This is a genomic window from bacterium (Candidatus Blackallbacteria) CG13_big_fil_rev_8_21_14_2_50_49_14, from assembly GCA_002783405.1.
In the GTDB taxonomy this organism is placed as follows: domain Bacteria; phylum Cyanobacteriota; class Sericytochromatia; order UBA7694; family UBA7694.
Genome location: PFGG01000007.1, coordinates 22,428 through 36,263 on the forward strand (window position 1 = coordinate 22,428; position 13,836 = coordinate 36,263).

Sequence of the window (13,836 nt, forward strand, 5' to 3'; positions counted from 1 at the left end):
ACCATGAGCATTGAGCGCGTTTCAGCACTGCATCATTTTGATGCCCGACTGACCGTTCCGGGCGATAAATCGATATCCCACCGCGCTTTGATTTTTGGAGCCCTGTCTGAAGGCGAAACCCGGATTGAGGGCCTGCTCAACAGTGCAGACGTAACCTCAACCTGGCAATGCCTGAGCCAAATGGGCGTTCAGATTCAAAGACAGGGCACAGAAGTCTGTGTGCAGGGCGTGGGCCTTGCCGGGCTCCAAGCCCCGTCTTCGCCCTTGGATTGCGGCAATTCTGGCACCACCCTGCGACTGCTGATGGGCATGCTTGCAGGCCAGAAATTTTCCTCAGTATTGAGTGGCGATGCCTCTTTGTCGCAAAGACCCATGAAACGTGTGGCCCAACCGCTTTCAGAAATGGGAGCGGTGATTGAGCTGCGCGCTCAGAATTATCCCCCTGTCAAAATTTCACCGGCCCAATTGCAGGGCATTGACTACGCCCTGCCGATTGCCAGCGCCCAGTTAAAAACCTCACTCTTGCTGGCGGGTCTGTGGGCTGAAGGGCCCGTGCGCCTGCAGGGTGAAATTGGCAGCCGGGATCATACCGAACGCCTGCTCCCGCATTTTGGCGTCAATCTCAAAACCAAAGAGGGCACGATCCTGCTTGAGCCCAAACAGAGCCTCAAAGCGGCCCATCTACGCGTGCCGGGAGATCCTTCTACCGCCGCTTTTTGGCTGGCCGCTGCCGCCATGATACCTGGCGGCAGGGTTGAAATTTCAGGCGTATCCCTGAATCCCACCCGCTTGGGGTTTGTGCAGGTTTTGCAGCGAATGGGCGCGGTGATCGCTGAAGAAATCACAGCAGAAACGCCTGAACCGCTGGGCATCTTGCGCCTGCAACAGGTGCCCTTACAGGCCACACGGGTCTATGCCCATGAAATTCCAGATTTGGTAGATGAAGTGCCCCTGATTGCCATTTTAGCCACCCAGGCCCAGGGCCGAACAGAGGTGCGCGGTGCAGGTGAATTGCGTGTCAAAGAGTCAGACCGTTTGAGCGCCTTGGCTCAAAATTTAACCGCCATGGGCGTCAAGCTTGAACTCTTTGAAGACGGCTTTGCGATTGAGGGCCCCCAAGCCCTGTTTGGCGCAAAAATCGACCCCCACCACGATCACCGCATTGCCATGGCCTTTGCGATTGCCGGTCTGGTCGCTGAAGGGGAAACCGAAATTCAGAATCCAGAATGCGTCGGCATCTCTTACCCTGAATTTTTCGATATCTTGCGTCAACTTCAAGAAGGAGAAATGAAACCATGCGCTTTTTAACAGCAGGAGAATCTCATGGGCCCGCTTTAATGGGCATTTTAGAGGGCCTGCCTGCAGGGCTTGAAATTTCACCCGACTATCTGCAGGCCCATATGAAGCGCAGACAGCAGGGTTATGGGCGTGGTCGGCGTCAGCAGATCGAAACCGATCATGTACAGATTCAATCAGGGGTTCGGCACGGCAAAACCCTCGGCAGCCCAATTGGGCTTTACCTTCCCAATCAAGACTGGCGCAACTGGGAAGACACCATGTCAGTCACGCCGATTGAAGGCCCGATTAAACGTGAGGTTTTTGTTCCCCGACCCGGCCATGCCGATTTGGTGGGCGGCATCAAATACGATCACCCGGATCTGCGCAATGTGCTTGAACGGGCCTCTGCACGCGAAACCGCCATGCGTGTCGCCTTGGGAACCCTGGCGCGCAGATTTTTAGAAGCCCTGAATATCCAGATTGCCAGTCGCGTGGTTTCAATTGGTTCAGTCCAGGATTCCCACCCCCTGGATCTGGCTGTGTCTGAACTGAATGCCCGTGTCGATGCCTCGCCTGTCCGTTGTCTGGGGGCTGAGGCAGAACAGGCCATGATCGCTGAAATTGATGCAGCAAAAGCAGCCGGAGATACCCTGGGTGGGGTCGTCGAAATCTATGCCGAGGGCTTGCCGATCGGCTTGGGTTCTTACAGCCAATGGGATCGCAAACTTGAAGCCGCGATTGGCGCAGCGTTCCTCAGCATGAATGCCTTTAAAGGGGTCGAATTGGGCTTGGGCTTTGAATCGGCACGGGTGCCCGGTTCTCAGGCCCACGATGAAATCCTGCCTGGCGCACAACCCCGCCAGGTCCACTATGCAAGCAACCGCGGGGGCGGAATCGTCGCCGGCATGAGTACAGGTCAACCCGTGATCATCCGGGCAGCGATGAAACCAATTGCCACCCTGATGCAACCCCTGCGATCGGTTCACAGCGAAACGGGCGAAGCCATGGCGGCGCATATTGAACGCTCTGATACCTGTGCGGTTCCGGCTGCTGCCGTAATTGGCGAAGCACTGCTGGCTCTGGTATTGGCTGAATTCGTGCTTGAAAAGTTTGGCGGAGATTCAATGGCCGAAATTTATCCCCGGATCGCCTTTTGGCGTGAACAGCACCCCTAGCTGCTGAGCGAATAGAGGTCCAAAACCTCTTGCAGGCCCTTTAAACCTGGGTCTTGGTTTTCTTTGACCGCACGCACCAAAAAATCAAGGGCCAGTTCATTCTGATTCAAGAGAAACAGAATACAGGCCAGGGCCCAGAGCGATTCAAAACTGTAAGCATTTACAGAGAGGGCTTTATAAAAAGCTTCTGCAGATAAGATCAGGTTGTGCGGATTTTGAAATGCCTCATGGGCCGATTGCTCAAGCCAATAAAAACCCGTTTTCAGATACTCCTGGTAACTGCGGTTGATTTGCGGCAAAGGCAGACCCAAACTGTTCTGCAAAACCGTTTCTTCAGCGTTTTGCAAAAACGTGATCCCCCAAGCGTATTCTGGTGGTTCAGGCATGGCTTCAGGGAGTTCTGATTTTTGAAAAAAACGAACCAGCTCTCTCAGCTCCAAACTTCTCACCCCATGCCCTGTTTTCAGGCGATGCAACGCCTGTGCTACAAATTTACGCAAAACAAAATAGGCTTCACAGGCCGCCACAAAAGCTTTGAGATAGGCCGCCAGCGCAATTTTTTCTGAAAAACTGAGTGCCTCTGAGGCTTGCATTTCTGCCTCAAAGCCCTGCAAATGTTTCTGGGATAACAAAAAAGCACTCTCATTATTGAGCTTTAAACTGTCCCAGAACAGGGCACTGATTTGTTGAAATTTTTTATACAGGGCCAGAGAATCCAGCCTATCGGGGTGCGGAAAAGCTGATAAAAAACTTTCCAATTCGGGTTTCAGAAGCAATAGGCGGCTTTGGATCTGGTTGAGTTGGGCTTGGGCCGCTTCCAGTTCTGTCGCTACATTCCAACTGGTTTCAGTTTTTCCAAGCTGCTGCAATTCAGCTTCCAGCGAATGCCAAAGGGGCAAAAGGGCTTTTAAATTGCTTTCCCGACGCAATGACTGTTGAATCAAAGCAAGCTCACCCAAGCCCTCTGGCAGGGCCATATGGGACTGAGAGCGCATCGCTTGCCATGCCAGATTCCAATCGGTTTGCGCTGCAACCAAGTCTGGCAAATGGGCCTCAAAAGTGTGAAGTGTGAAATCGCTATTCATGTTTTCTTTTCAAATATAGCGTATTTTGCGATCGCTGGGTTTGATTCAAGTACAATGGGTAGAGTTTGAAATAGAAAGATCGTGGTATGTTTCCCGAACTTCAAAGCCTCTCCCAAGCGCGCAAAAAAGCCAAATCGAAACAATTTGAACTGCGCCTGGCCTTCTCCCCAGAACGGGTATGGGAGCAGATTTTTGATCTGAATGCCCTGCATTTAAGCATGGGCGTTCCCGCTGAAACCAGAAAATTTTTTCAGCACAAGCTAGGCCTTTCACAGGTTTCTTCTGCCCTCTGGGGCCCTCTCCAAGCGTTTTGGGAGTTTCCCCTGAGCTGGGATTATCTCAGATTTTACAGATTGGAACGCCTTGCTCCCCGGCAAAGCTTGAGCTATCTGGCCTGGCAGTTTGATTTGAAGCCAGAGGCAGAAGGAACGCTCTTGCAGGTCAAACTTTCGTATCTGCTTCAGCCGCCAACCCCCGCCTTTGAAAAAAAATTCGAACTCTATCTTTCTGCTTTAAACAAACAGATTCTGCAGACACTGAATCTGCAGGAAGCTTCTGAAACAAAGTATCCTGCTTTGCCAGCGGTTCCCAGTCTCACCCAAAAGGCTGCACGCCTCACCCAGCACCTGGCCAATCATCAGGGGGCAGTACATCCCCTCATGCTCGAAACAGCTACAGGCATCGCACGGGAGCAAATTCTATGCGCCTTGATCGAGTACAGCTACTTGGGGCTTTGCTCTCCTTTCTGGCGAGTGCTGGAACCCGATGGCACCCTGCTAACAGAACTCAAAGCACCCGCCAAACTGCCGACTGAATACCCAAGTCAGAAATATGGCCAAAATTATAAAATTCAACCCGATATTCATCTTTCGCTTTGGTTCAGAAAACCAGAGACGGAAGGTACTCCCCCCTCCCCTTTTCCACGCTCGCAAAAGCAACGTCTGGCTCAGTTTTGGCTTGGGCCTGGAGAGACCCATACTTTAACGCCCCAAAGCTTGGGAGCACTTCGCATCGCCTCTCCCAGTTTATCTGGGCATTTGCATCTGCGCATCGCACCCCGAGGAGCAGAGGAAGTCACCATCCAGGTCAAAGATCGACTCGAAGACAGTGAATGGCCCATTCTGGCCTTGGATGGCCGTTTAAAACTGCAATGCCAGGTTCCAGAAGGCGCAGTCTTTTATGCCTATTTGCCCTATGCGCCTCAAGAAGGCCTGAGTGCGGCTCAAGCCATGAGCAGCGAAAATTTAAAGTATTTATTACCTGAATTGGAAACGCTTTCAGGAGACACCTGGCGAATCACCCAGGAGGTCTTTTTAGCCCTTGGCTTCACCTCAAAAGATGGCCTTTCAGGCCCTGATCAAGCCACCCTGCTTCAGGAAATCTGTTTAAAATACTGTGGTCGCAGGCTCAAAACCACCCCAGAAAACGCCCTGATGATTTTTCCCTGGGCTGAATCAGGCTTACAGGCTGCCCTGCAGATTCTGAAGCAGGTAAAGGCTTGGAATCAGCTCTTGAAGCCCGAAAAAAAACTTCAAGTCGCTTTGGCTCTGCATCGCGGTGGAGCTGATTTTTCATCCCAAGGCAGTGCTTTACAGGCCTCTGGCCCTGGGCTCAGAACCACTTTGCAATTGCTTGAGCAGGCAAAACCCAATCACTTGGTGTTTTCACGCACCCTGATGATGGATCCAGAGTTTCAAACTGCTTTGCAAAAATCTGAAGAAATCACCCTGTATGAGCTTCACCGCTTTATTCGGGCGCGCTCGCAGGAACCCGACCGAATCTATGCACTGCTGCTCAAACCTGGGGCGGATTGAGTTCTGCCTGCCGAAAAAACGCAGCCCAGACTTGGTCCAAGGCCTGTCCATTGGCAGGGGCCTTGATCTGATCCAGCCAATAGTCATTCACGCTCTGCTCTCTTTGCGCAGAACCCGCTTTCAAGGCAAGCTCCACCAAAGGCCTCAACCCCTCAGGCTCCTCGGCACGTACGCGTCCATCTTCCAACATGCGCTCCAAGGCCCCCTTTAAGATACGGGGATGCTTGGCTTCTAAATTCTCGAGACGGTTTTCAGCTTGAAAATGATCTGCCATTTTAGTCTCCCTGCTGGGCCCGAAAAGTTTGTAGCACAAGGGCCTGTAAGGGATGATAAGCGCCTTGCAGGGCCTGCCAGCGCTCGCTCAGGCCCGCTGGTGTAGTCGAAATCAAACTGCTTTCTAACTGCGCTTTGAGATCAGCCCAGGCAGGCAATCCCTCTTTCGAACTGACTGCTCTAGCTTCAGGCACGGGCAAAACCGGCAGCAAATCAAAATTGATGCTGACAGCCTGTATTTCTACAGGTGATAAGCTCACAGGTTTGTTCACAAGCTTCATCAAAAGGCTTTTGGCAGAGTCGAGATCCGCATGGGGCGTACAAACTTTTTCGGCGTGCAAAAGAACCTGCCAGGCGCGGGAATACTCCCTTAAAAGTGCAAAAATCCAAGCCAAGCAAAGATAGCCCTCAAGCCGTTTGAAATCCAACTCCATCAAGCGGTAAGCCAGTGCTACAATGCCCTGCAAATAGCGCAGATCCTTAAATTCGTTCTGACGGGCAGCCTGCGTCAAAACCCCCAGCGCCCGTAAGCACTGGGCAATTTTATCGTCTCGCGTGGGCAGAGCAGCGGGCGGGCGTGGGTTCACAGATAGCGATCCAAGGAATTCAAGATCTCGGCGCACTTTTGCGCACTGCTGCCATAGGTTGAAGCAAAGAAGCGCTCTTTGAGCATATTCTTTTTGCGGAAAAACCGTTCCCAAGGGGCCTCGTCTTCCAGCAGGGCATGAAACTCATCCAGTCTCGATTCAGGTTTTAAAGTCGGCAAATAGGAGCGCAGGGTAATATCTGAAGAGCCAAAGCCCACATACTCGTGTTCGGGGGCAAAGGGCACACTCAAGAGAATCAAACGCTTATCACAGTAAAGCGGAGGAAAGGGGGTATTGCCGTAATCTGCAAAAACCGTATCGGCCAGCAAGAGCAAGGGCAAAGTATCCATCGGACGTTTCAAGACCGAGGTAAAGGGCAATTGATCCAGCAATTGAATCCGCTCGTATTCTTCAAGCAAGGTATAATCATGGGGTTTGACCAAAACATTGTAGCGATCGGTCAGGGCAGCCATGCGTTCTGCATAGATATCAATCGAGGAAAGTCCTTCAAAATAGGGCAGCCAAAGAATCGTGGGTTTGTGGGGGTCACAGCCAAAGTGTTCGTTTAAAGCCTCATAATCCGGGTTCCATTCCTGAAAGAAGGGGTCATACTGGGGCCAGCCCACTTGAAAAATCCAGGAGCGCTCACAAAATTTTAATTTTTTCTCCTGGTAGCGTCCAAAACAGAGAATCATATCGTAGAGTTTATTCCAATTGTTCAAATGCAAGCGATCGCAGCCCAGTTCAGACGAAAATTTGATCTGACGGCTGCCCAATTGATTCATCAGTTGGTAGTCATGCAGAAAAATATGATCTGAGATCAAGTAGCGGTAGAGGGTTTTCGATTGCAACAATTCAGAAATATACGAAAAACGGTATTCTTCAGCCGCCATAATATCCAGCAGAGATTCTGAGGCTTCGTCAGGCAAGACAATATCAAAACTGTCACGATCCAATAAATTCAAGACATTGCGGTAGTTAAAATACATTTCGGGGATATGAAATAAAAACCCCATTTTCGGCACCTGTAAATAACTCATGCCTGGCCTTCAGCCCCTGAAGCCCAGGGCAAAAGCCCCAGATCGAGGTTGCCTCCTGAGAGAATCACAGCGGCACTTTTTCCCTTCAGACTAAGTTGCCCAGAGAGTAAAACCGCAAGGGGGACTGCCGCAGAGGGTTCAATCACCAATTTCAAACGCTCCCAAATCAAGCGCATGGCGGCAATAATTTCAGATTCTCCCACGCAATAAATCGCCTGAACATATTCCAAAATCAAGGGAAAAGTCAAACTGCCCAAAGAGGTCAAAAGCCCATCACAGATCGTTTTGGGAGCTACAGAAGGCAGGAGTTGTTTGGCCTGAAAAGAGCGAAAGGCATCATCTGCGCCCTGGGGTTCACAGCCTATCACCTGGGTTTGGGGGGAAAGAAAGTGAGCGGCAAGGGCACTGCCACTGAGCAGACCACCGCCCCCCACAGGAGCGAGTAAATAATCCAGCTTCGGGGCCTGTTCCAGCAATTCCAGAGTGGCTGTGGCCTGACCGGCAATCACGCGGATATCGTTATAGGGATGCACAAAATGGGCGCCGGTTTCGGATTGCACCTTGGCCAAGCTGCGCTCACGGGCTTCAAGTGTCGCTTCGCATTCCACAATCTCTGCGCCATAGCCTTTGACCGCGTTCTTTTTGACCTGGGGAGCATTTTCGGGCATCACAATCCAGGCCGGAATTCCCCGTTCACGGGCAGCACGGGCCAAGGCCTGGGCATGGTTTCCAGAGGAATGGGTAGTGACCCCCTTTTTCAGAGTTTCAGGTGAACAGAGCGCCAAGGCTGCACTGGCACCACGAAACTTAAATGCGCCTACTTTTTGAAGATTTTCACACTTAAAAAAAACAGGGCCCCCACAGAGCGCACTGATTTGCTCAGAATGTACGACGGGTGTCTGATGCACCTGTTCTGAGATCAGCGCATGTACCTGTCTGAGCATGAAAAGATCGGGTTTCTGATAATTGTCTGCCATTGATATCCACAAGGGTTTAATCGTACACTGAACTGGAGCGCATTGTACCACTATTCCAGGACTTGCTGGGGCCGCCATGAAAGACTACCTGAAACATCTTTTCGATTTCCGAAACCTGTTTCAACCGCAGAAATTTAAATATATCAATATGCTGCTGTTTACTTCGATCGCCTTCAACGGCTATCTTCAGTATTTTTTTCGGCACGTAGAAGCAGAAAGAAGCCTGTATCCCGGCATTGGGTTCACGCTGATTCTGATTTTGTATCTGTTTATGGTCTGGCATCGGGAAAAACCATGAACTATCCCCAGTTGACATTTACAGCCCAGGATCTTTCCCTGCCAGATCTCCTCCAGGCCTTGGAGCAAGCCGGTTGTGTCCGCATCAATGGCCTTTTTCCCCAAGCAGTCATGACAAATCTCGCCCAATGGAGTGAAAGTGCCTTTGCCCAATTCGATTATCAACGTTTAACAGATACCCTGGACCCCCTCTTAAAAGACTATTTCGCATTGGTGCCCCATATGATCAACCATTTACCAGGGGCCTGTCTGCATTTGTTTAAGGGGGATTCTGATTTTTTGTACAAACTGTTTTTGGCATCCCCCCTGCCTGATATTTTGCATGCCCTGTATCGCGGCCCCTTTCTCTATTCAAGTATTCACGCCGTGATTCGCCGTCAAACCCTCAAGGAACCCCAATGGTATACAGGCTTTCACCAGGATGGGCACTTTCTCAATCCCGATTGGAAGTTTTTGCATTGTTGGTCACCCTTGGTAAGCTGTGGCGTTGACCGACCGGGTTTGGAGCTGATCCCCGCCGGGCTGAAAGCAATTCGCCCCCTCAGTCAAAAGCCCTTTCGGGGTGAGCATTTTTATGACAATCGCGATTTAGATCTTGAAAGCGAAATCTTGCCCTATTTTCCTGCAGAAAGCTTCTGGATGGAACCCATGCAACCTGGTGACGCCTTATTCTATGACAGTTTCTGCCTGCATCGCACCTATCTTACCTCCGAAATGACCCAGCCCCGCTACAATCTCGAGATGCGCTTTTTGCCAGCAGTTGATTTACCCGCTGAAATTGCACAACTGGGTTTTATTCGCGTTTAAGAGCGCTGGTAAAGAAGTTCCAAGGCCTGACGGTAGATATCATCGGCCTCAGACTCAAGCTCTTGCGCATGTTCGGGATCAAATTCTGCCAGCCGACGCAAGGCCGTTTGCCAGGCAAAAAGCAGTTCCGTATCATCTTCTGCAATTGAACAGGCCTGGGCATAGGCCTGACAGGATTCTAACAAAAGTTGACGGCTTTCTTCACCCGACCGATGTTCAGCCAGGGTTTGCAAATAAGAGGCCAAATTGGCAAGATTAAAATCGCAGGTATGCCGATTCAGCAACATCGCATAGAGATTGTGCAGCATTTCCAATAAACGCTCAAATTGTCGAGAACGTGAGCGAATCAAAAGCTCAAGCAGGGTTTCACGGTTGTCAATAATGATATGTTCATCCGGAGAACAGGCTATCAAGGCCATCCAGGCATTTTCCATGTGTTGAATCAAGGCCTGCGAAACAGGGTCATGCTGCCTGTTCTGCATCAAACGTTGACTGAGAATATCCAGCCAAACTTGCTGGTAGCCATCCTCATCCAACCAGCCCTGTAAGAGCATTTCAGCCAGAATCAGGTAAAAACCATGGGCCAGCTCCAAAAGGCTCTGGGTTTCAAGTGCAGAGATCATCGGCAAAAGTGCCCCCAACCAATTCGCACAGCCCTTAGCCGCCTCGGGAAAGCCCTGTTCCAGCCAGTTTTGCAAGAGCTGAGCAAGATTCTGCAAACCCGTCTGAAATTCAATCTCAGCCACAGTGGTTTGAAGCATTTGCGTCAATTGCAGGCAAGCCCGTAGCCAACTGAACTCTGTTTTGCCAACAGACACCATCTCGAGCCAGGCTTCAAGATAATGCGCGCTCTGGCTGTGGTTGAAGCTCTGGGTTTCAAGCTGCATCAAGAGGCTGCGATGGAGGCGCTGGAGCGCTGACAAATAGTGTTTTTTCTGCTGCTCGGTGAGCCAAAAGGCCCGTTCTTCAACAGAAAGGGTTTGATCATAAAGCCAATTTTTGGTAAGCAATTTGAAAAGGGTTAAATTTTCTGAAAAGCTGAGATTTTGAATCAGGGCATACCAAAGAATTTCAGAAAATTCTAGCCGGGGAGGATAGGGCTGGGGATTGCGCAAAAGCGCACAGAGCGATTGCCAGGCCTGTTTATAAAGCATTTTTTGGCCTTCGCTGGCATAACAGGCCTGGTAGAGCAAAGAGGTGGCCAGAGCGCTCTCACTTTCCGAGTTTTGTGGTTTCCAGTGCTTGGCCTGAAGAAAACTGTGGGTCGCGGCCTGAAGAAAGGGCTGGCTGGGGGGAGAGGAACTGAGCGCAATCTGAAAAAGCAATTCTGCGCGCAGAAAAAGCAATTCCCCATTCCATTCAGAATGCATTTTACCAAAATATTGAAAAAAGCCTTCTGCAAATTGAAAAATCCGTTGATAGAGTTCAGGCTCCAAATCAGAAAAATTTTTAAATTTGCTGAGAAACCCGAGCAGAAGAAAGAGTTCATCGGGGGCCGGATATACCTGCTCTGAATACTCAAGACAAATTCGCTCCATCACTTCCAGGAGCCAGGTTTGAGTGGGTTGGGCTTGAAACAGATCCAAAAGCGCATCCAAACCCTCCAACCAGGTTTGAAACTGGGGATCAGCCGTCAGGCTGTCACGGAAATGCTCAATGCCCTTGGCGTATAAAAAACTGAAATCAGGATCGGCTTTTTTCAGGGCCAATCTGAAATAACGCTGGCTTTTCACAAAAGAATTTCTGGCCTGTATCATGGTTTCAATCACCCTGTTTGTTCACGTAAGTTCTATCATAACAGGGTTTACAAGGGAGAAGACAAGCGAATTAAAAATGTCGGTGCATAAAATGGCGCAGGCGTTCAGGTCGGTTGGTAATAATCCCAGCCACACCCAGGCGGATTAATTTTTTCTGCGTTTTGGGGCTGTCGATCGTAAAAGGGTGCATGCGCACCCCAATCTCTTTGCTGCGGCGCATGGCAGCCGGGCTGACCAAAGGGTAACGCAGATTCAAGGCATCGGCCTTGACCTCCAGCAACCAGCGAAAAGCCTGTAAACCATAGATCGGAATCTTTCCACGCAGGTTCGAACGCACCGTATTGCCATAGAGCAAAGCCGTAGAAAGTGTGGGTGCAAGTTCTTTGATTCGTTTCAAGGCCAAAAGGTCAAAGGATGAAACCATGACATGTTCCACCATCGAGTACTGTTGCAGCAAGTGTACAATTTTACGCTCAATCAGGGGTTCTGAGCGAAAAACGGCATCTGATTTAATTTCAATATTGAGCATGATTTTGCCTGCCGTTAATTCCAATACCTCTGCCAGACTGGGAATTTCTTCTGAATTGAAACGGGGGTCAAACCAACTGCCTGCATCCAATTGTTTCAATTCATCCAAACTGTATTGCTGAAGCAAGGCATCGGTTCCAGCTGTGCGTTTCAAGCTGCGATCGTGAAAGACTACCACTTCCTGATCCCGACTCAAGCGCACATCCAATTCCAACATATCCGCTTTTTGATGCATGGCCAAAGCAAAGGCTGAGAGCGTGTTCTCTGGCGCTTCACGCGAAGCCCCTCGGTGGGCAATCACCCAGCAGGGAGTATCCTGAGTACGCAAGGGCTGGGGAAAAACGCGGGAATAGGTTTTAAACTCTTTCCAAAAATTCATTGCTTGGCAGGAAGGTCTCTGAACTCAGGCAGAAGTTGTTTCCAAATATCCGTCATGCTCTCCGTATTCTGGTAAGCAATCAGACTTTTGAGCCAAACTTGTAAATTGGGTTCAAAATTTTCAGGCACAGCTGCCAAGCTCTGCTTTGCTTTTTCGGGTTCTTGGTTGAACGCTTGGGCAAAAGCCAGGTAGAGTCGGGCCTCGTAGAGCACAGGTTGTTCCACCAAGATCTTTTCAAAGGTTTTAATTGCCTCTTTATAATCTTTGGCAGTCAGATAAATTACGCCCACCCGCAAGCGGGAATGAAAATCTGCAGGAACTTTGTCGATGGCCCGCAGATAATTGTCATAGGCAAATTGCAGATAACCCATTTGCAAGTGCAGATCGGCAATATTTCTAAACAATTGCGCCTGTTCCAGGGGATCCAAATCTGCCCCTTTGCTGATCAGCTCTTCGCGGTAAAGGGCCAATAAATTTTCGGGCTGTTTGAGGCGTTGGTAATGGCTGATCAGCTGTTGACGGGTAATCGTGTCATTGGGGTAGAGGGAATGCAGTTTTTCCATCTGCTGCAGCAGATAGGTCTGGTCAAGATCTGGGTTTTGAGATTTTCCAAGCCAGCGCAAAAGATCAGCATAAACAGCAGTGGCCAAAGTCGTATTCTGATCTTTGGCAGCTTCACTCAGGCTCTCAAAACTGATATCGATAATTTTTCTGAACTGGTTCTGCTCAGCCAACCAGCGGAATTTCTCCTGCTGCACTTCTTTTTTGAGCTCGGGTCCGAGGATATAGTCTGAAAGCTCCAGCAAAGCTTTCTCAGGTTCTGAGTTGAGTTTGGCCTGAAACAAAAGCAGACGGGCCCGGTCTTCCGTTTTTTCTTTGCTCAGTTCCAGCCCCTTTGTTAAGGCTTCTGCAAGTTCTGTTTGCTCACCCAAGGCTTGTGCCGTCTGGGCCAGATGCAAATAAACGGCTTGATTGGCTTTGTTTAAATAGATCAGGCTGCGAAATTCACTTCTGGCTTTCAGATATTCTTTTTGCTGCAAGCGCAGCTGGCCAAAGAGAAAATGGGTGCGTTCATGATTGCGCTCCAAAGGCAATGCACTTTCAAGCGTGGCTTCAGCCAATTGAATTTCATTGCGTTTTAAATAGGATTCAGCCAGCAATTGCAAAGCTTTTAAATCTTTGGGATTGAGACGGAGAAAGGATTCCAGCGAGCCAATCGCGTCCTGGTATGCGCCTCTAGAAAAAGCGTTCTGCGCTTTGTCCAAAAGACTGCTTTCAGTTTGCGACCAAGCAGGCAGGGCAGCGCAAAGAAGGGTGGTAAGCAAGAGGCTTCGCAGCAAGTTCTGTTTCATAAATCATTCCAGAGTGAGGATTTTGCGATTTCATTGTAACCCAGGGTAGGGTTCAAATGAAAAGGACCCTGATTTCTCAGGGTCCCTGTCATGACCAGATTAAATTGGTTCATCTATTAGCCCATCTCTCAAGCATTGTTATTCATACGAGCTTTACGATTCCGGCGACGATCCATCATCAAATCCACTTCACGTGCCAAATCCATCAACTCTTGCTGCCGCTTGTCCCGCCATTCGATATAATTCTTCTCTTTGTCTTCAATCCGGTTCTTCATCTCTTTTAAAATATCGTCATACATTCTGGTCTACCTCCTTTCTTCAAGTCTATTAGAGGGAATCATTCAACCCTCTCCTATTTTATAGGACGATCGTGCTGAAATATTGTTCCTCATATAAGATATTATACATGAAAAAAAATGTAGAGGATACTTTTATTTTGACAAAGACCCCATAAACACTTACTTTCAAGCCATTTCTGCATTGCGTA

Annotated in this window: 13 protein-coding genes; 5 read left to right on the top strand and 8 right to left on the bottom strand. The window is 49.6% G+C overall.

Annotation, left to right across the window (positions count from 1 at the left end; genetic code table 11):
• Positions 1-3 precede the first annotated feature (3 nt).
• Together aroA and COW20_00980 are read left to right on the top strand one after the other, a co-directional pair.
• Positions 4-1,308, top strand: coding sequence for a 3-phosphoshikimate 1-carboxyvinyltransferase (gene aroA, locus COW20_00975; GenBank protein ID PIW50824.1), 1,305 nt, complete (start codon positions 4-6; stop codon positions 1,306-1,308).
• Positions 1,296-2,453, top strand: coding sequence for a chorismate synthase (locus COW20_00980; protein PIW50825.1), 1,158 nt, complete (start codon positions 1,296-1,298; stop codon positions 2,451-2,453). Before aroA ends, COW20_00980 begins: the two co-directional genes overlap by 13 nt.
• Here the strand turns inward: COW20_00980 and COW20_00985 are convergent.
• Positions 2,450-3,538, bottom strand: coding sequence for a hypothetical protein (locus COW20_00985; protein PIW50826.1), 1,089 nt, complete (start codon positions 3,536-3,538; stop codon positions 2,450-2,452). The genes COW20_00980 and COW20_00985 overlap by 4 nt on opposite strands.
• A gap of 86 nt (positions 3,539-3,624) precedes the next feature.
• Between COW20_00985 and COW20_00990 the strand changes: the two genes are divergently transcribed.
• Positions 3,625-5,352 carry a hypothetical protein gene (locus COW20_00990; GenBank protein ID PIW50827.1) on the top strand — a complete coding sequence of 576 codons (1,728 nt, stop codon included), beginning with the start codon at positions 3,625-3,627 and terminating at the stop codon, positions 5,350-5,352.
• On the opposite strand, the gene COW20_00995 is transcribed toward COW20_00990, so the two are convergent.
• The 4 genes from COW20_00995 to COW20_01010 are packed head-to-tail and all read right to left on the bottom strand — an operon-like array spanning position 5,333 to position 8,229.
• A complete protein-coding gene (locus COW20_00995; protein ID PIW50828.1) occupies positions 5,333-5,626 on the bottom strand; it encodes a hypothetical protein in 294 nt (97 codons plus the stop codon). The genes COW20_00990 and COW20_00995 overlap by 20 nt on opposite strands.
• Position 5,627: 1 nt before the next feature.
• Positions 5,628-6,212: a hypothetical protein gene (locus COW20_01000; protein PIW50829.1), complete on the bottom strand. Its 585-nt coding sequence runs from the start codon at positions 6,210-6,212 to the stop codon at positions 5,628-5,630.
• Complete coding sequence (locus COW20_01005) at positions 6,209-7,252, bottom strand: hypothetical protein (GenBank protein PIW50830.1); 1,044 nt, start codon at positions 7,250-7,252, stop codon at positions 6,209-6,211. The genes COW20_01000 and COW20_01005 overlap by 4 nt, the downstream gene beginning before the upstream one ends.
• Entirely contained in the window at positions 7,249-8,229 is a 981-nt protein-coding gene (locus COW20_01010) for a serine dehydratase (protein PIW50831.1), read from the bottom strand. Before COW20_01010 ends, COW20_01005 begins: the two co-directional genes overlap by 4 nt.
• Positions 8,230-8,305: 76 nt before the next feature.
• On the opposite strand from COW20_01010, the gene COW20_01015 reads away from it, so the two are divergent.
• Together COW20_01015 and COW20_01020 are read left to right on the top strand one after the other, a co-directional pair.
• Positions 8,306-8,527 (top strand): hypothetical protein, encoded by a 222-nt coding sequence (locus COW20_01015; GenBank protein PIW50832.1) that lies wholly within the window; start codon positions 8,306-8,308, stop codon positions 8,525-8,527.
• The gene (locus COW20_01020) at positions 8,524-9,333 is read left to right on the top strand and encodes a hypothetical protein (protein PIW50833.1); all 810 of its coding nucleotides are present in this window, start codon (positions 8,524-8,526) and stop codon (positions 9,331-9,333) included. The genes COW20_01015 and COW20_01020 overlap by 4 nt, the downstream gene beginning before the upstream one ends.
• Here the strand turns inward: COW20_01020 and COW20_01025 are convergent.
• The 3 genes from COW20_01025 to COW20_01035 form a co-directional block, all read right to left on the bottom strand.
• Complete coding sequence (locus COW20_01025) at positions 9,330-11,090, bottom strand: hypothetical protein (protein PIW50834.1); 1,761 nt, start codon at positions 11,088-11,090, stop codon at positions 9,330-9,332. The genes COW20_01020 and COW20_01025 overlap by 4 nt on opposite strands.
• 70 nt (positions 11,091-11,160) lie before the next feature.
• Positions 11,161-11,997 (bottom strand): hypothetical protein, encoded by an 837-nt coding sequence (locus tag COW20_01030; protein PIW50835.1) that lies wholly within the window; start codon positions 11,995-11,997, stop codon positions 11,161-11,163.
• Positions 11,994-13,349 carry a hypothetical protein gene (locus tag COW20_01035; protein ID PIW50836.1) on the bottom strand — a complete coding sequence of 452 codons (1,356 nt, stop codon included), beginning with the start codon at positions 13,347-13,349 and terminating at the stop codon, positions 11,994-11,996. The genes COW20_01030 and COW20_01035 overlap by 4 nt, the downstream gene beginning before the upstream one ends.
• Positions 13,350-13,836: the final 487 nt, after the last annotated feature.